Genomic DNA, 16,428 nt, shown 5'->3' with positions numbered 1-16,428 from the left:
CTAAGCGCCCAGTAGAGATTTGGAAGCGCACTTCTTCTGTTTCGTCGGCCAGCCTGGCTATTCGGCGGCGACGGCCGCCCGTCGGTCGAGCAGCGGTTCGAGAATCTGCTCGGCCAGCCAGCTCACGACCGGGACCACGACGCCGTCGCCGACCACGTGCAGCGCGCCGGTGGCGGCGCGGGGCAGGGCGTAGCCGTCGGGCAAGCCCATCAGCCGGGCGCCTTCGCGCGGCGAGACCAGCCGGCTGCGGACCTCGCCGTGCTCGACGACCACCAGGGTCTGGCGCGAGGAGCCGCCACGCGGGGTGCGCAGGCAGCCGGCCAGGCCGTCGAAGCGGACCTCGGCGCGCTGCACGCGCTGGCCGTCCTCGACCCGCATCCGCCGGAAGACGGCGCCGACCTGGCGGGCCCCGGACGCGCGGGCGGCCTCGATCTTGGCCAGGTGCTGCGGGGCCATCAGCGCCAGCAGCCGCCCAGTCTTGTCCGGTCCGTGCCAGGCGACGGCGTCGTCGGGCTCCAGCAGGGCGGCGAGATCGGTGTTGCGGGCGGCCGGCGCGGCGCCGCGCCACCAGATCCAGCGGCGGGCCAGGTGTTCGGGCAGCCGGGCGTGGGCTTCGCGCACCGCGCGGGTGTGAAACGGGCTGTCGCCGACCAGGCCTGGGGCCGGCGGCTCGCGGGTGGCGATGACGAACACCCGCGGCCGCGACTGCGGGGTGAAGCGGGCGGCGTCGATCTCCAGCGCCCCAAAGGCGTAGCCCTGGTCGGCCAGCGCCTGGCAGAGGGCGGTGAAGTCCTCGCCGCCGTGCGAGGTGAGCAGGCCGCTGACGTTCTCGATGACCACGGCGCGCGGAGCCGCATCGCCCAGCGCCTGCACCAGCCGCCAGAAGCCGAAGAAGGCCGAGGAGCGTCCGCCGGCCAGCCCGGCGCGGGCGCCGGCGAGGCTGAAGTCCTGGCAGGGCGAGGAGGCCCAGGCGAGATCGGCGTGCGGCGGCAGGGCGGCCGGATCGATCGCCCAGACGTCGCCCTGGTGGAAGTGCGCTTCGGCGTCTTCGAAGTTGGCGCGATAGGTCGCCGCCTTCAACGGATCGAAGTCATTGGCGAACGCGCAGGTCCACGCCGGTCCCAGGCCGAGGCGGGCCATGCCGCCGCCGGCGAAAAATTCGTAGAAGGAAAGCGCCCGACTCATTGCGCGTTGAGTCTACCCTGGCCGCCGCCATGCGAAAGGACGCCGTATGCGACATGCTCTCCTGACCACCGCCGCCGCCGCGCTTCTGCTCGCCGCGTGCCAGCCGCAGGCGCCCGACGGGTCGGTGGCCCAGCCGCCGGCCGACGCCCCGGCGCCCGCCGCTCCGGCTCCGGCTCCGGCCGCGGCGCTGCCGGCCGCATTCCAGGGCGACCTGGACGCGCACGGGACCGAGCCGTTCTGGGGCGTGAAGATTCGCGAGGGTCAGATCGAATTCTCGACCCCTGAATCCAATATCGCCTTCCCCAACAAGGGCGCGAGCGTCGTGGACGGCAAGGTGGTGTGGGAGAATGCGGAGGGGCCGCGGCCGATCAAGATCACGCTGCGCGAGCAAGCCGGCTGCTCGGACGGCATGTCGGACCTCACCTATCCGCTGGCCGCTGAGGTCGCGCTGGGCGGCACGACCTACAAGGGCTGCGCCGTGAAGACCGCGGAAAAGCCGAGAGAAGGCCAGTAGCAGAGCCGCCGCAGCCCGGCCGAAACCGAGCTGCGGCCTGCGGCCGCCGTCAGGCGGTCGGGAAGCCCTTGTCGCGCAGGTAGGCTTTCACGTCGACGTCGCGGCCCATCAGGGTGTGATAGGCGATCGCCGGATCGATCGAGTTGCCGACGCTCATGACGTTGTCGTGCAGCTTCTTGGCCATGGGCTTGTCGTACATGCCGCCGGGCGAGCTCTTGAACGCGTCGACGACGTCGAGGGCCAGGGTCTCCGACCACAGATAGCTGTAGTAGCCGGCCGAGTAGCCGTCGGACGCGAAGACGTGGCCGAACTGCGGGGTGCGGTGGCGCATGACCACTTCGCTGGGCATGCCAAGCTTGGCCAGCTCGTCGCGCTCGAAGGCGTCGGGGTCGATGTCGGCGCCGCCGGCCAGGTGCAGCTTCATGTCGATCAGGGCCGACGATAGGTACTCGGTGACGTCAAAGCCCTGGCGGAAGGTCTGGGCGCGTTCGCGCTTCTCGACCAGCGCCTGCGGGATCGGCGCGCCGGTCTTGTAGTGCAAAGCGAACTTGGACAGCACCTGCTTGGTCGGCAGCCAGTGCTCGTTGATCTGGCTGGGAAACTCGACGTAGTCGCGCGGCACCGCGGTGCCCGACAGCGAGGGGTAGTCCACGTCGGAGTTCAGGCCGTGAATGGCGTGGCCGAACTCGTGGAACATGGTCTCGGCGTCGTCCCAGGAGATCAGGACGGGTTCGCCGGGCGCGCCCTTCACGAAGTTGGAGTTGTTCGAGACGATCGTCGTGATCGGCTTGTCGAACTTCTCCTGGCGGCGATAGGCGTTCATCCAGGCGCCCGAACGCTTGCCGGTCCGGGCATAGGGGTCGAAGTACCAGAGGCCGATGTGCTGGCCGGCCTTCTTGACCTCCCAGACGCGGATGTCGGGGTGGGCGACGGGGACGTCGGTGATCTGCACAAACTCGAAGCCGTAGACCTCGCCGGCCGCCCAGAACATGCCCTCGCGCAGCTTCTCCAGCTGCATGTACGGCTTGAGCTCGTTCATATCGAGGTCGTAGCGCGCGGCGCGGACCTTCTCGGCGTAGTAGCGGTAGTCCCAGGGCTCGATCTTGACGCCCTTGCGCTCCTTGTCGGCGATCGCCTGCATCTCGGCGACCTCTTCCTTGACCCGAGCGATGGCCGAGGGCCACACGCGGGTCATCAGCTCCATGGCCGCCTCCGGCGTCTTGGCCATGGCGTTCTCCAGCCGCCAGTGGGCGTGCGTCTGGTAGCCGAGCAGCTGGGCGCGCTCGAAGCGCAGCTTCAGGATCTTCTGGATGTTGGCGTTGTTGTCCTTGGCGTCGCCGTTGTCGCCGCGGCTGTAATAGGTGCGCCAGACCTTCTCGCGCAGGTCGCGGCGGCTGGAATAGGTCAGGAACGGGTCCATCGACGAGCGGGTGTTGAGGATCGCCCACTCGCCCTTCTTGCCGCGCTCCTCGGCGGCGGCGGCCGCGGCGGCGCGGACGTCGTCGGGCAGGCCGCCCAGCTCGCTCTCGGTGCGCAGGTAGAGAACGTAGTCGGTCTCGTCGGCGAGCAGGTTCTGGCTGAAGCTGGTGAACAGCGTCGCCAGTTCCTGATTGATCTGCGCCACACGCTTCTTGTCGGCGGGCGAGAGCTTGGCGCCGGCGCGCACGAAGCGGTTCCAGTAGACCCAGGCGAGGCGCTGTTGCTCGGGGGTCAGCTTGGCGCGGTCGTTGTAGACGGCCTCGATGCGCGCGAAGAGCTTCTCGTTCTGCAAGGTCTCGTCGCTGTGGGCCGACAGTTTCGGATTCAGCACCTTCTCCTGGGCGCGCAGCTCCGGCGTCGAGAGGGTCGAGGACCAGACGCCGCCGAACATGCCGACCCGGTTGATCAGGTCGCCGGACCGCTCCAGCGCCGCGATGGTGTTGTCGAAATCGGCCGGCGCGGGATTGGCGGCGATGGCGTTGATCTCGCTGCGCTCGGTCTTCATGGCCAGGTCGTAGGCGGCCGGGAAATCGGCGACGGCGACCTTGTCAAAGGCGGGAACGCCGCCGAACGGGCCGGTCCATGCGGCGGTCAGGGCGCTGGCCGCGGCGGCGCCCTGCGCGAAGGCGGCGGCGGGCAGGGCCGAGGCGGCGGCGAGCGCGCCGGAGGCGGCAAGGAACGTGCGCCGTTGCATGAGGACTCCAGGAGAAATTGATCGGGAGCCGCGGACCTTAAGGTCAAGCCGCACCGACGTCACATGACAGGGTCGTAATGTGACGTCAGGCCGCGTCGAGGACGGCCTGGATCTCCAGGGCGACGGCGGCGCCTTCGCGGCTGACGGCCAGCGCCAGCTCGTAGGGCCGGCCGCAGGCGTTGAGCACCAGGGCGACGACCTGGACCGCGTGCTCGGGGCTGGACAGGCCCATCAGGATGTCGCGCTGGACCATGCGGCTGGCGCCGAACACCAGGGTGCGGACGGCGGCCGGATCCATGTCGCGGAACTCGCCGCGCGACACGCCCTCGTAGAACATCAGGTCGAGATTGGCCTCCAGCACCGGGGTCCGCTCAAGGCGCGAGGCGTCCAGGCGGGCGGTCATCCAGCCCCAGGCCGGGTCGCGGCTGACCGACAGGATGTAGCTGTGCAGGCGGGTGGCCAGCCGCAGCGACACCGACATGCTGGCCGGCAGCCGGGCGTCGAGCACCTCGGTCAGCGCCGCGATGATCTTGCGGCTCACCGCCCGCAGCAGGTCCTCGGCGGTCGGGAAGTAGTTGTAGAACGTCCCGCGGGAGACGTCGGCGGCGGCCACGAAGTCCTCGATCGAGCAGGCGTCTGGGCCCTTCTCGCCGATGACCGAGATGGCGGCCTCGAGCAGACGCTCGCGCGTGTGCGCCTTGCGTTGCTCGGCCGCCGCGGCCCGGGCCTCAAGATTGACCCGCATGGGACGCCGGGGAGTCAGGCGGCCTCGGGCAGGTACTGGCGCACCGCATTGGCGGCGGCGAGCGACAGGGGGTCGCTCTGGCGTTCGAGCACGTCGATCTCGTGTTCCAGGGCGGCGGTGATTTCGCGGTGCGCGAGCGGGGAGAGCTCGAGCAGGGCGCGGGTGGCCGCGCGCGACAGGGCGAGCGCGGTGGCGAGGTCGACCTCGACCCCGATCTGCCAGGTCGGCGACGGAGCTTCGGGAGGGGTGGGGGCGCGGGCGGGGAGGGCCATGGCTGCTTGGGTCTTCGGGTCCAGGTTGGCGGGCGACGCTGGGAAAAAGGAATACGTGCGGCCGGCCTGCGTCTCGGGCCGTCCGCTGGATTCACACACCACACTGCAACGCTTGATTTGACAGATATGTCAGCCTGACAAGGTTGTCAATTTGAAATCCCGCAGTTCGGCGAACGGCTGCATGGACGGCCGCCGCGGGCCCGGCTACATCCAGGGGCATGGCCATTGGCGTCTTCGATTCAGGCGTGGGCGGGCTCTCCGTGCACCGCGCGCTCGTGCAGCGGCTGCCTCAGGCCGACTTCATCTATCTGGGCGACCAGGCCAACGCGCCGTACGGCGGGCGGACCGGCGAGGAGATCGTCGACCTGACCCGGGCCGGCTGCGAGCAGTTGTTCGACCTCGGCTGCGACCTGGTGGTGCTGGCCTGCAACACCGCCTCGGCGATCGCCCTGCGGCGGCTGCAGCAGACCTGGCTGCCGGGCTACCGCAAGGCGCTGGGGCGGCCGGTCAACGTGCTGGGCATCATTGTCCCGACCATCGAGGCGGCCACCGGCATGCCCTGGGAGCACGAGGCCGAACGCCGGGGCGACAAGGTCGAGAAGCTCGACATCCTGGCGGTGTTCTGCACCCCGGCTACGGCCCGCTCGCGGGTCTACGAGATCGAGATCGACAAGCGCCGCCAGGACGTGGCGGTGTTCGCCGAGCCCTGCCCCGAGCTGGCGCGGATGATCGAGAACGGGGCCGGGGCGGTGGAGCTGGCCCAGGCGGTCGAGGCCCACGTCGCGGCGGTGACGACACGGGTCGGCCGCGCCCCGGACCGGGCGATCCTCGGCTGCACCCACTACGAGATCATCGCCGACATCTTCCGCGCTGCGCTGAAGCCCGGCACCCCGCTGATCCACCAGCCGCAGGCGACCGCCGATGCGCTGGAGGCGTACATCGCCAAGCATCCGGAATACCGCACCGGCGAGAGCGCCGGGCGGCGGTTCATCACCACCGGCGAGCCGGGCGCGCAGAACTTGCTGGTTGAGACCTTCTGGGGAGGGCCGCTAAGCTTCGAAAAGGCTTAGGGAGGCCCAAGATCATGAAAACGCTGGGCATTGCCGCCGCGATATCGCTCGCGATGGCTGGCGCTGCGCACGCCGAGGTCACCGATAGTGGGGCCGCTGGATTTCAAGTGCGCCACGTCGTCGAGATCGCCGCGCCGCCGGCCAAGGTTCGGACCGCGGCGCTGGACATCGGCAAGTGGTGGAACAGCAGCCACACCTATTCGGGCGACGCCAAGAACCTGTCGATCGATGCGTCGGGCTGCTTCTGCGAAAAGCTGCCCGACGGCTTCGTGCGTCACATGACCCTGGTCTATTCCGCGTCCGACGCCGTGCGGCTGGCCGGCGCCCTGGGGCCCCTGGCGACGACCGGGGCGAGCGGGCATCTGGGCTTGGGCTTCGGCAAGACCAGCGATCCGAACAAGACGCAGCTGACCTTGACCTACGATGTCGGCGGCTACGCCAAGGGCGGGTTGGCCCAGACCTGGGCCGCCCCCGTCGACGGCGTGCTCGGCGAGCAGGTCGCGCGGCTGAAGGCGTATGCCGAGACCGGCAAAGCGCAGTGACTAATGCCTCCCCCGCTGGGGGAGGTGGATCGCCGCGAAGCGCCGAGACGGAGGGGGACAGCTGACTCCGTAAGCCCCCTCAGTCAGCCATGTGGCTGACAGCTCCCCCAGAGGGGGAGCAATTTGAACCTATCCCCGCGCCGCCTTGGCCAGAACGTCGTCGAGCCGCGCGCCCGGTTCGTAGAGGCCAAGGCTCGGCGACAGCGGCGCGCCGGCGCTCTGTTGGGCGTCGGCCATCGGCGCGCCGAGCCGGGTTTCGACCGGGATCACCCCGCTCCAGGCGTTCCACTCCTCGTCGGCCGCCGTGCGGTTGACGCCGCCGTCGCGCTGCTTGGCGCTGGCTTCCTCGATGGTCATCTCGACCAGGCCGATCTGCAGGATCTCGTTGTCGGTCGCCGGCCGCAGCTCGGCCGAGCGTTCGGGATAGAGCCGGTCGATGAACGCCTCCATCGCCGCGCGCCGGGCGGCCAGGCCCTCGATCAGCCGCGCGCGGCCGAAGGCCATCACCGAGCGGTAGTTCATCGAGTGGGCGATGCCTGAGCGCGCCAGCACCAGGCCGTCGACCTGGCTGACCGTGACGCAGACCGGCAGCCCCCCGGCCTGCGCCTTCAGCATCCGACTGGCGGCCGAGCCGTGCCAGTAGAGCTTGCGGCCCTCGCGCCAGTAGGTGGTCGGCGTCACGAACGGCTGGCCGTCGATCACGTAGCCGACATGGCAGAGCAGTCCAGCGTCGAGAATGGCGAACACCGCCGCCTCGTCATAGGCGGCGCGGTCGGGCTTGCGGCGGGCCCGCGAGCGCGGGGTCTGGATGAAGCTGCTCATGCGACGGCTCTCCTCTCGGCTCTCGATCTAGCGCGACGGCGGACTGTCGTGGCGATCCAATGCCGGCTATTTATTCAGACCACTTCGGGCGGAGCGCGCTGATGAGCTGGGCCGACATCTATCCGTGGCGGGGTCCGCAGGCCGGCGAGCCTGTGATCCGCCAGATCTATGACCAGGTTCGTGGAGCCATCGTGCAGAGCGCGCTGAAGCCCGGCGAACGGCTGCCGTCGAGCCGCGACTTCGCCCGCCGCCTGGGCGTGGCGCGGGCCTCGGTGGTGGCCGCCTACGACCTGCTGCTGGCCGAGGGCTATGCGGTCGGGCGTCCAGGTTCGGGCACCTATGTCTCGGGCGACCTTTCCGGGGTGGCCGAACTGAAACCGGCTGCGCCCGCCGCGCATGAGCCGGCGCTGCTGCCGCCGCGGGTCCGCGAGCTGGACGAGGCGGCGCTGCCGACGCCGCAGGCCGAGCAGCGGCTGTTCACCAGCGGGCGCACCCTGCTGGACGCTCGCGCGCAGGACGCCTGGTCGCGCTCGACACGGCGGGCGCTGCGCCACCTCGATCCTGTCCACTTCGGCTATTCGGACCCGCGTGGCGACCGCGAGCTGCGGGCGGCGATCAGCGACTACCTGCGCGCCGCGCGCGGAGTGATCTGCGAGCCAGACCAGGTGATCGTAACGGCCGGCGCACAGCACGCGGTCGACATCGCCGCCCGGGTGCTGCTGAAGGAGGGCGATCGGGTGTGGATGGAGGATCCCGGCTATCCGGCCACCCGCCACGCGCTGGCGGCGATGGGGGCCGACATCTTCCATGCGCCGGTCGACCGGCACGGGATCGTGGTCGCCGCCGGGGTCGAGGCGGCCCCGGACGCGCGCGTGGCCTTCGTCACCCCCTCGCACCAGTATCCGCTGGGCATGACGCTCTCGATGGGCCGGCGAATGGAGCTGCTGGCCTGGGCGCGGGCGGCCGGCGCCTGGATCGTCGAGGACGACTACGCCTCGGAGTTCCGCTATTCGGGCCCGCCGCTGGAGTCGCTGCAGGGCCTCGATGGCGGCGAGCGGGTGATCTATGTCGGCACCCTCAACAAGGCGCTCTTTCCGGGTCTACGCATGGGCTACATGGTGGCCCCCAAGCCGCTGGCCGCCGCCCTGGCCAACGCCCGCCAGCTGATGGATCGCCAGCCGCCGACCCTGACCCAGGCGATCGTGCTGGACTTCTTCCGCGAGGGCTACTTCGCCGCCCATATCCGCCGCCGGCGACTGGCCTACAAGGCGCAGCGCGACGCCCTGGCCGGCGCGCTGGAGGCCCAGCTCGGCCACCTGCTGGAGGTCGACGTCCCCGACCAGGGAATGACCCTGATCGCCTATCTGAAGGGGAGCGGCTCGGACCTTGAGGTCGAGGCGGCGGCCGCAGCCGGCGGGGTCAGCGTGCGGGCGATCAGCCGGCTCTATCGCCAGGCGCCGCCGCGCCAGGGGCTGATGCTGGGCTTCTCGGGCTTTCCAGAGCGGATGATGGCGCCTGGCGTGACGCGGTTGGCGCGGGCGCTCGCGGTCTAGGCCCGGAAGATGTTCAGCGCCGCGTGCTGCAGCAGCATGATGGTCTTGGCGTCGGCGATCTCACCGCTGGCGATCATCGCCATGGCGTCGTCGAACGGCAGTTCGAGGACGCCGATCTCCTCGCCTTCGTGCTCCAGCCCGCCGCCGTCGCCGACCCGCATGCCGGCGTCGTACTCGGCGACGAAGAAGTGCAGCTTCTCGGTCACCGAGCCCGGGCTCATGAAACATTCGAAGATCTTGTGGATCTCGCCCAGCCGGTAGCCGGTCTCCTCCTCGACCTCGGCGCGGATGCGCTCCTCGGGCGAGGCGTCGTCGAGCAGGCCGGCGGCCGCCTCGATCAAGAGGTCGTCATGGCCGTTCACATAGGCCGGATAGCGGAACTGCCGAGTCAGGACGACGGTGCGGGCGGCGAGGTTGTAGGGCAGCAGCGCCGCGCCGTTGCCGCGGTCGTAGGTCTCGCGGCTCTGGGTCTGCCAGCTGCCGTCGGCGCGGCGCCAGTCGAAAGTCGTGGCCTTGAGCACGTACCAGTTGTCGGACAGCAGGCGCACGTCGCGCACCCGGATACGGTCTGACACGGACATGGCGCGGGCCTCCTGGCTGGAGGCGGCATTCGGAAACGATTCCGCCCGCCTGGCTATGGGCCGGGCGGGCGGAAGGACGTCCGTCGATCTTGGAGACGCGCGTCAGGCGGCCGAGGCGGCCTCGGCGGCGACCACGCGGCTGACCGCGTTGACCACCGCGCCGATGCGCAGGGCGGCCTGGATCGAGGTGTTCGGCATGCCGTGCTTCTTCAGCTCGGACTCGTGGGCGTCCAGGCACATGCCGCAGCCGTTGATGGCCGAGACGGCGGTCGACCACAGCTCGAAGTCGACCTTGTCGACGCCCGGATTGGCCAGGATGTTCATGCGCAGCTTGGCCGGCAGGGTCTTGTACTCGGGGTTGGTGAGCAGGTGCAGCGAACGGTAGTAGACGTTGTTCATGCCCATGATCGCGGCGGCGGCCTTGGCGGCGGTCGCGGCCTCAGTCGAGAGGCCGGCCGCGGCGGCGGCCGCGTCGACCGCCTTGATCACCGCCGGCACGCCCACTGCGTGGGCCGAGGCGACGAACGCGCCCCACTTCTGCTGGTCGGTGAGTAGGGTCTCGTTGGCCAGGCTCGACAGGTTGAGGCTGAGGTCCTTGGCGTAGGCGGGCAGCGTCTCGCGCAGGGCGTCGAGCGACATGGCAATCTCCAAACTTTGGGCGCGTGAAAGCGTCCGCCAGTCTCGGCGACGCTTACGTCAGGATAAAGGGGGAAAGAGGCGTCCGGGCCGTGCGGGGAGGAGCAGCGGCCCGGACGTTGACGGCGTGCGGGCAGGTCGCGCGACCCGCCCGTCCGCTGGTGGCCTTTAGGCCGCCAGGGTCTCGCCGCCGACCGCGCGGTTGCACGGGCAGAGTTCGTCGGTTTGCAGCGCGTCGAGGACGCGCAGGGTGTCGGCCGGAGCGCGGCCCACGTTCAGGTTGGTCACGTAGACGTGCTGGACGACGTTGTGCGGGTCGACCACGAAGGTGGCGCGCAGGGCCACGCCTTCGTCTTCGTTCAGGACGCCGAGGGCGCGGGCGAACTTGCCGCTGTTGTCGGCGAAGTTCCAGATCGCCAGGCTGTTCAGGTCCGGGTGCTCACGGCGCCAGCCGAGCTTGGAGTGCTCGTTGTCGGTCGAGCCGCCGAGGACGACGGTGTCGCGCTCTTCGAACTGCGAGTTCAGACGGGCGAACTCGGCGATTTCGGTCGGGCAAACGAAGGTGAAGTCCTTCGGGTAGAAGAAGATGACCTTCCACTTGCCGGGGAACGATTCGTTGGTGACGGTCTCGAAGGCGCTTTCGCCGTTCTCTTCGTGACGGTTGAACTTCGGCTTCACGCCGACGACCTTGAATTCCGGAAGCTTTTCACCAACGCCGAGCATCGATCTCTCCAAGTGATTTGAACTGTTCGGCCGAAGCCGTGCCGCTGAGATAGTGCTGCAGCGCACAAAAGGCCAATCGATAGTTTCTGGCTTTCGGATAGATAATTCCTATCTTGAAGGCATGAGTCTCCCCACCCTCCGACAGCTCCAGTACCTCAAGCTCCTGGCCGAGCATGGTTCCTTCGGCCGCGCCGCCGACGCGGCGCATGTCACCCAGCCCACCCTGTCGGCGGGCGTGCAGGAACTGGAGAAGATCCTCGGCGGTCCGGTCGTCGACCGTGCGCGCTCGGGCGTGATCCTGACCGCGGTCGGCGAGGTGGCGCTGGGCAAGGCGACGACCATCCTCAACGAGGCCGAGGAGCTGGTGCAGTCGGCCCGCAACGCCGGCCAGCCGCTGACCGGTCGCTTTCGGCTGGGGGTGATTCCGACCGTCGCCCCGTTCCTGTTGCCGCGGGCGCTGCCGCTGCTGCGTACGCGTTTCCCCAAGCTGCGGCTCTATCTGCGCGAGGACCTGACCCATCGGCTGATCGCCCTGCTCAAGGCCGGGCAGCTGGACGCCGCGCTGATCGCCCTGCCGTACGACATGAGCGGCCTGGCTCACGCCCACGTCGCCGATGACGAGTTGCTCGCCGCCCTGCCGGGCAACCACCCGCTGGCGCGCGAAGCCGCCGCCCCGCCGTCGGCGTTGGAGAACGAGGACCTGATCCTGCTGGAGGACGGCCACTGCCTGCGCGACCACGCCCTGGCCGCCTGCGGGCTCAAGCCGCCCAAGGCCACCGGCGAGGAGGAGGCCTTCGCGGCCACCTCGCTGCCGACCTTGGTGCAGATGGTCGGCTCGGGCCTGGGGGTGACCTTCCTGCCGGCGATGGCCGTGGCCGCCGGCCTGACCGACGCGGCCGACGTGGCGGTGATGCCGCTGGAGGCCGACCATCCCAGCCGCGAGATCGTCGTCGCCTGGCGGGCCGGCTCCAGCCGCGCCGCCGAGGGCCGGCTGCTGGCCGACACCTTGCGGACCTGACCGCTCAAAAAACATCTTAGATATATCTTGAATTCAGATCCACCTTCGATATATCTGCGATTACGACATATCTAAATAGGATCTAAAATGCATCGACATCATCATTGGAAGGACCATCGCGAGCATCGTGGCCGCGGTCCCTTCGGCGGCGGCTTCGGCCGTGGCGGCGAACACTGGGGCGGCCGTGGCCGCGGCGGCCCGCGCATCGGCCGGCTGCTGGAGCACGGCGACCTGCGCTTCGTCATTCTGGCGCTGCTCAAGGACAAGCCGAGCCACGGCTACGAACTGATCCGCGCCCTCGAAGAGCGCACGGGCGGCTCGTATCGTCCCAGCCCCGGCGTGATCTATCCGACCCTCAGCCTGCTGGAAGACGAGGGCTTCGCCCGCCCGACCGGCGCCGAGGGCGGCCGCAAGGCTTTCGAGATCACCGAGGCCGGTCTGGAAGCGCTGGAGCGGAACAAGCCGGCGGTGGACGCCGTTTTCGCTCGGCTGGACGACGCGGCGGAATCTTCGCCACGCTCTTCGCCCCGGGTGGCCCGGGCCATGCAGAACCTGGCCATGGCCCTGCGGGTCAAGCTCTCGGGCGAAAAGCCGACCGACGCCCAGGTGGACGCGATCGTCGCGGCCATCGACGAAGCCGTCGCCAAGATCGAGAAGGCCTAAAAGATGGAGGCCGTCATGAAATCGAGCGCCACGGTTCCGACCGCCAACGCCGGCCGCTACATGGTGCAGCTCTGCAAGCACTTCGGCCACAAGGTCCCGGCCGAATGGAACGACCACGAGGGCAAGATCACCTTCGAGATGGGCGAGGCCGCTTTGCGGGCCGCCCCCGAGACCCTGATGATGGTCGCCCAGGCCGGGGATCCCGACAGCCTGGCGCGGCTGGAAAAGGTGATGGACAGCCACCTCAAGCGCTTCGCCTTCCGCGAGCCCGACATGGCCGTGGAATGGCGGCGCGGGGCGTGAGCTGACGACCAAGCTGCTCCCCCGCTGGGGGAGCTGTCAGCCGAATGGCTGACTGAGGGGGACTTTGACTCCCATGAGAGCAGTCCCCCTCCGTCGCGCTTCGCGCGCCACCTCCCCCAAGACGGGAGGATCGAGAGTCTAGTTGATCCCCAGCGCCGCCTTCACCGCGCGCCAGTCGACCAGCTTGAAGTTCTGGCGGGCGCGCGGGCCGGTGGTTTCGCCGTCGGTGTCGGCGTCGTCCTGCACCACGATCAGACCTTCGGGAAACGCCCCGACCGGTCCGCCCAGCGCGGCCAGGCCGTCGGTGCCGGTCACGGCGTCGACGCCATTGCCCGGCACGATCGAGAAGCGGCCGGCATAGGCCGGCTGCGCCTCGTCCACTCGCCACACCGCAAAGGCGCTGTCGCCCTGGCTCGAAGCCAACAGGTAGGTCTTGCCAGCGTCGCGCAGCAGGGTCAGGCCCTCGACGTCGGGCTTGAGGACGTCGCTGGGCGCGGGGGCGAAGTGGGTGCGGGCGCCGCCGCTGGCCGGATCAAGGCTGTAGCGCCAGATGCCCTTGGCCTCTTCGGCCACGTAGAGCACGCCCGCCGCATCGTCGACGACGCAGCCCTCGGATTGCGAGCCGACCGCGAAGCTACGGGTCAACTGCACGGCGGGCTTGCCGGCCTGGTCGCTGACCGTGAACTGGGCGACGTCGCCGTCCTTGCCGACCATCACCGCGATCGTCGCGCCGCCGATCTTGCCCATGCAGAAACCGTAGGGCTCGCTGACCTTCACCGGCGTGCGGCCCCAGGGCGTCACCGCCAGGCTGTCGGGATCGAGCAGGTAGAAGGCGATCGATCCGCGGCGGTCGCTGGCCCCGACCAGCACCTGGGGCTTGCCGTTCACGACGAAGTCGCCGCGCAGGTCGACATTGTTCAGCGGCCCTTCGGGCAGGAACTGCCGGTCCTTGCCGTCCAGGCCGTAGACGTAGAGCCCGGCTTTCTTGTCGGTGCCGAAGATCACGCCGCGTGAGGGATCGCGCGGATCGGCCCAGATCTCCGGGTCGTCGGCGGCATCGCGCGCGGTGGTGCCGACCGCTGCCGTCTCGCCGACCGCGAGCACCGGCGTGCCGGTTCCCAGGATCATTCCGGCGGAGTCGGAGACGCTCTCCGGGTCAATGGCGGCGCATCCCAAGCTGAGGGATGAAATTGCGACGACTGTCACAAAACTGAAAATATTCTGCTTAGAAACCGTCACTAGCCCCGCTCCGCGTGCAAGATATATCCCCTGCGCTGCAAATCATGCTGCGCGGGGTCGGTCAACCGTCCCGCCTGTCGGGGGACCCCATGACGCGACTTTCACTGCTCGCCTGTGCGGCGATGGCTCCGCTTGCGCTGGCCATGCCCGCCCATGCCGATGACGCGGCCGACGCCACGCCGGTCTCGGAACTGATCGTCACCGGCGAGATCGCCTTCCGCGACCGTACCGAGACGGTCGCGCCGGCCCTGTCCTATGGGCTCGAGTACTTCCAGCGGTTCGAACCGCTGACCGCCGGCGACGCCATGAAGCGCGTGCCCAGCGTCGCCTTCCTATCCGACATCCTGGAGAGCGACGGGGCGCGGCTGCGCGGCCTCGATCCCGGCTACACCCAGATCCTGATCAACGGCGAGCGGGTGCCCGGCGCGGGCCTCGACCGCTCGTTCTTCGTCGACCGCATCCCGGCCGAGCTGATCGAGCGCATCGAGGTGGTGCGCTCGGCTAGCGCCAACCGCAGCGGCGACGCGGTGGCCGGCGCGCTGAACATCGTGCTGCGCGACGCCCAGACCCTCGACGGCGGATATCTGCGCGCCGGGGCCATCCTGCTCGACGACGGCCGGGTGCGCGAAACCCTCGGGGGGGTGTGGTCGGGCGAAGTCGGCCCCGGCCGGCTGCTGGTCGGCGCCAGCGTCCAGGGCCGCCGCAATCCGAAGATCAAGCAGAGCTGGCGCTATGACGAGCCGGGCGGCACGCTCGACAACATCGAGCTGCAGACCGACACCCGCAACGGCACGGACTATTCGTTCAACGCCGCCTACGAGGTCCCGCTGGCCGGCGGCGACCTGGAGCTGTCGGGTCTGTTCGTGCGCACCGATCGCCTGGCCGACGAGGATTCACTGGAGTACGTCGCCGGCCGCGTGCGCCCGGCCGATCTCTCGGTGACCAACGACAACAATGTCGACATCACCACCGACAACTGGTCGCTGAACGGCAAGTTCACGCGCGAAATGTTCGGCGGCAAGACCCGCTTCAAGGCCGGATACGCGCTCTTCGACGACCAGCAGGACGAGATCGAGGAGGAGTACGAGTACCTCCGCGACTCCAACCCCTATCCCGAAGACGACCGCTTCACCGGCGACCTCACCAAGTCCCGCCTGAAGGACAAGGAGCTGTCGCTGGCGGTCGAGCACGAGCGCGACCTCGGCTTTGCGACGGTCGAGTTCGGCGTCCAGTTCGTCGACAAGAACCGTGACACCGACATCGTCACCGATCGCAACCGGGTGACCATCCCCAATCCGCCGGCCGCGCGGCCGACCCTGCCGGGCGCCTATGGTCCGTTCGTGCCGGTCCCGGGCGGGGTCAACAAGATCGAGGAAACCCGGATCGATCCCTACCTGATGTTCTCCGGCGGCCAGGACGCGCTGAAGTGGGAAGCGGGCCTGCGCTACGAGACCACCAGCAGCAAGATCACCGACGAGACCGCGCCGGCCGCCGACCGCACGGTGGAGAAGGACTACCAGTTCCTGCTGCCCTCGGCGCACATCCGCTACAGCCTGTCGGACGACGACCGGATCAACGCGTCGGTGGCGCGCACCGTGCGCCGTCCGGGCTTTGGCCAGCTCTCGCCGGCCGTGCTGCTGGCCGAGATGGGCGACAACGATTTCGTCGGCAATCCCGACCTGCAGCCGGAAACCGCCTGGGGCCTGGATCTCGGCTACGAGCGCCGGCTCGGGACCCGCGGCGTGGCCGGGGTGAACCTCTTCTACCGCAAGGTTTCGGACCTGATCGAGGTGGCCAACACCGGCATCGAGGGCAGCGAGGGCGAGGACACCTTCCTGCTCACCGCCCGCAACGCCGGCGACGGCTCGGTCTGGGGCGTCGAGGTCGATCTCTCGACCCCGCTGACCATGTTCGGGATGGAGCACACCGGGGTGTTCCTGAACTACTCCTGGCTCGACAGCGACATCGACGACGATTTCGGCTCGCGCCGGTTCAACGACCAGTCGAAGTACGTGTTCAACGTCGGCTTCATTCAGGACCTGCCGACCTGGGGCGCGGCGTTCGGGGCCACCTATCGCAAGCAGGGCGACGCCTACGGCCGCATCGTCGGCGAGGAGGTCACCACCAGCTACGGGGCCGACCTCGAGGTGTTCCTCGAAAAGCGCTTCGGTCAGAACTTCGTGCTGCGCCTGACCGGCTCGAACCTGCTCGACGCCAAGAAGGACGAGATCTTCAACAAGTTCACGACCCTCGAGGACCAGCGCAACCGCGACTTCGACGAGTATGAGGTCGAGACTGAAAAGGCCGGCCCGGTGTTCCAGCTGGTCGGGCGCTACGCGTTCTAGCGGCCTGTCTAGAGGACTGCAGTGCCAACCGTATTCCCTCTCCC

The 16,428-nt window shown here is 69.1% G+C and carries 17 protein-coding genes; 8 read left to right on the top strand and 9 right to left on the bottom strand.

Annotated features, from left to right (window positions below; translation table 11 throughout):
* Positions 1-57 precede the first annotated feature (57 nt).
* On the bottom strand, positions 58-1,185 hold the full coding sequence (locus C0481_RS13490) for a DNA cytosine methyltransferase (RefSeq protein ID WP_293404598.1): 1,128 nt from the start codon (positions 1,183-1,185) through the stop codon (positions 58-60).
* A gap of 46 nt (positions 1,186-1,231) precedes the next feature.
* Here C0481_RS13490 and C0481_RS13485 point away from each other — a divergent pair, with 46 nt between their 5' ends.
* On the top strand, positions 1,232-1,699 hold the full coding sequence (locus C0481_RS13485; RefSeq protein WP_293404596.1) for a hypothetical protein: 468 nt from the start codon (positions 1,232-1,234) through the stop codon (positions 1,697-1,699).
* 49 nt (positions 1,700-1,748) lie between these two features.
* Here C0481_RS13485 and C0481_RS13480 read toward each other — a convergent pair whose 3' ends face one another.
* From C0481_RS13480 to C0481_RS13470, 3 genes are all read right to left on the bottom strand, one after another.
* A complete protein-coding gene (locus tag C0481_RS13480) occupies positions 1,749-3,872 on the bottom strand; it encodes a M3 family metallopeptidase (RefSeq protein ID WP_293404594.1) in 2,124 nt (707 codons plus the stop codon).
* 85 nt (positions 3,873-3,957) lie between these two features.
* Positions 3,958-4,617 carry a TetR/AcrR family transcriptional regulator gene (locus C0481_RS13475; protein WP_293404592.1) on the bottom strand — a complete coding sequence of 220 codons (660 nt, stop codon included), beginning with the start codon at positions 4,615-4,617 and terminating at the stop codon, positions 3,958-3,960.
* Between the two features lie 14 nt (positions 4,618-4,631).
* Entirely contained in the window at positions 4,632-4,889 is a 258-nt protein-coding gene (locus C0481_RS13470) for a hypothetical protein (protein WP_293404590.1), read from the bottom strand.
* A 218-nt stretch (positions 4,890-5,107) separates the two neighbouring features.
* On the opposite strand from C0481_RS13470, the gene C0481_RS13465 reads away from it, so the two are divergent.
* Together C0481_RS13465 and C0481_RS13460 are read left to right on the top strand one after the other, a co-directional pair.
* Positions 5,108-5,959, top strand: a complete 852-nt coding sequence (locus C0481_RS13465) for an aspartate/glutamate racemase family protein (protein WP_293404588.1) — start codon at positions 5,108-5,110, stop codon at positions 5,957-5,959.
* A 53-nt stretch (positions 5,960-6,012) separates the two neighbouring features.
* On the top strand, positions 6,013-6,501 hold the full coding sequence (locus C0481_RS13460; RefSeq protein ID WP_293404586.1) for an ATPase: 489 nt from the start codon (positions 6,013-6,015) through the stop codon (positions 6,499-6,501).
* A 129-nt stretch (positions 6,502-6,630) separates the two neighbouring features.
* Here C0481_RS13460 and C0481_RS13455 read toward each other — a convergent pair whose 3' ends face one another.
* Entirely contained in the window at positions 6,631-7,323 is a 693-nt protein-coding gene (locus C0481_RS13455) for a pyridoxamine 5'-phosphate oxidase family protein (protein ID WP_293404584.1), read from the bottom strand.
* A 101-nt stretch (positions 7,324-7,424) separates the two neighbouring features.
* Here C0481_RS13455 and C0481_RS13450 point away from each other — a divergent pair, with 101 nt between their 5' ends.
* Entirely contained in the window at positions 7,425-8,876 is a 1,452-nt protein-coding gene (locus C0481_RS13450) for a PLP-dependent aminotransferase family protein (RefSeq protein ID WP_293404582.1), read from the top strand.
* Here the strand turns inward: C0481_RS13450 and C0481_RS13445 are convergent.
* From C0481_RS13445 to C0481_RS13435, 3 genes are all read right to left on the bottom strand, one after another.
* Positions 8,873-9,457: an NUDIX domain-containing protein gene (locus C0481_RS13445; protein ID WP_293404580.1), complete on the bottom strand. Its 585-nt coding sequence runs from the start codon at positions 9,455-9,457 to the stop codon at positions 8,873-8,875. The genes C0481_RS13450 and C0481_RS13445 overlap by 4 nt on opposite strands.
* A gap of 102 nt (positions 9,458-9,559) precedes the next feature.
* Complete coding sequence (locus C0481_RS13440) at positions 9,560-10,096, bottom strand: carboxymuconolactone decarboxylase family protein (RefSeq protein ID WP_293404578.1); 537 nt, start codon at positions 10,094-10,096, stop codon at positions 9,560-9,562.
* Positions 10,097-10,261: 165 nt separating this feature from the next.
* Entirely contained in the window at positions 10,262-10,816 is a 555-nt protein-coding gene (locus tag C0481_RS13435) for a peroxiredoxin (protein ID WP_293404576.1), read from the bottom strand.
* 121 nt (positions 10,817-10,937) lie between these two features.
* On the opposite strand from C0481_RS13435, the gene C0481_RS13430 reads away from it, so the two are divergent.
* The 3 genes from C0481_RS13430 to C0481_RS13420 all read left to right on the top strand — a co-directional run bounded on the left by C0481_RS13430 (position 10,938) and on the right by C0481_RS13420 (position 12,800).
* On the top strand, positions 10,938-11,834 hold the full coding sequence (locus tag C0481_RS13430; protein WP_293404574.1) for a hydrogen peroxide-inducible genes activator: 897 nt from the start codon (positions 10,938-10,940) through the stop codon (positions 11,832-11,834).
* An 87-nt stretch (positions 11,835-11,921) separates the two neighbouring features.
* A complete protein-coding gene (locus C0481_RS13425) occupies positions 11,922-12,497 on the top strand; it encodes a PadR family transcriptional regulator (protein ID WP_293404572.1) in 576 nt (191 codons plus the stop codon).
* A gap of 15 nt (positions 12,498-12,512) precedes the next feature.
* Positions 12,513-12,800, top strand: a complete 288-nt coding sequence (locus C0481_RS13420) for a DUF2218 domain-containing protein (protein ID WP_293404569.1) — start codon at positions 12,513-12,515, stop codon at positions 12,798-12,800.
* A gap of 138 nt (positions 12,801-12,938) precedes the next feature.
* Here C0481_RS13420 and C0481_RS13415 read toward each other — a convergent pair whose 3' ends face one another.
* The gene (locus tag C0481_RS13415; protein WP_293404567.1) at positions 12,939-13,928 is read right to left on the bottom strand and encodes a phytase; all 990 of its coding nucleotides are present in this window, start codon (positions 13,926-13,928) and stop codon (positions 12,939-12,941) included.
* Between the two features lie 200 nt (positions 13,929-14,128).
* On the opposite strand from C0481_RS13415, the gene C0481_RS13410 reads away from it, so the two are divergent.
* Positions 14,129-16,384 (top strand): TonB-dependent receptor, encoded by a 2,256-nt coding sequence (locus C0481_RS13410; RefSeq protein WP_293404564.1) that lies wholly within the window; start codon positions 14,129-14,131, stop codon positions 16,382-16,384.
* Positions 16,385-16,428: the final 44 nt, after the last annotated feature.

This window comes from Phenylobacterium sp. (genome assembly GCF_013822795.1).
Taxonomy (GTDB): Bacteria; Pseudomonadota; Alphaproteobacteria; order Caulobacterales; family Caulobacteraceae; genus Phenylobacterium.
This window is presented reverse-complemented; position numbering and strand designations above follow the sequence as displayed.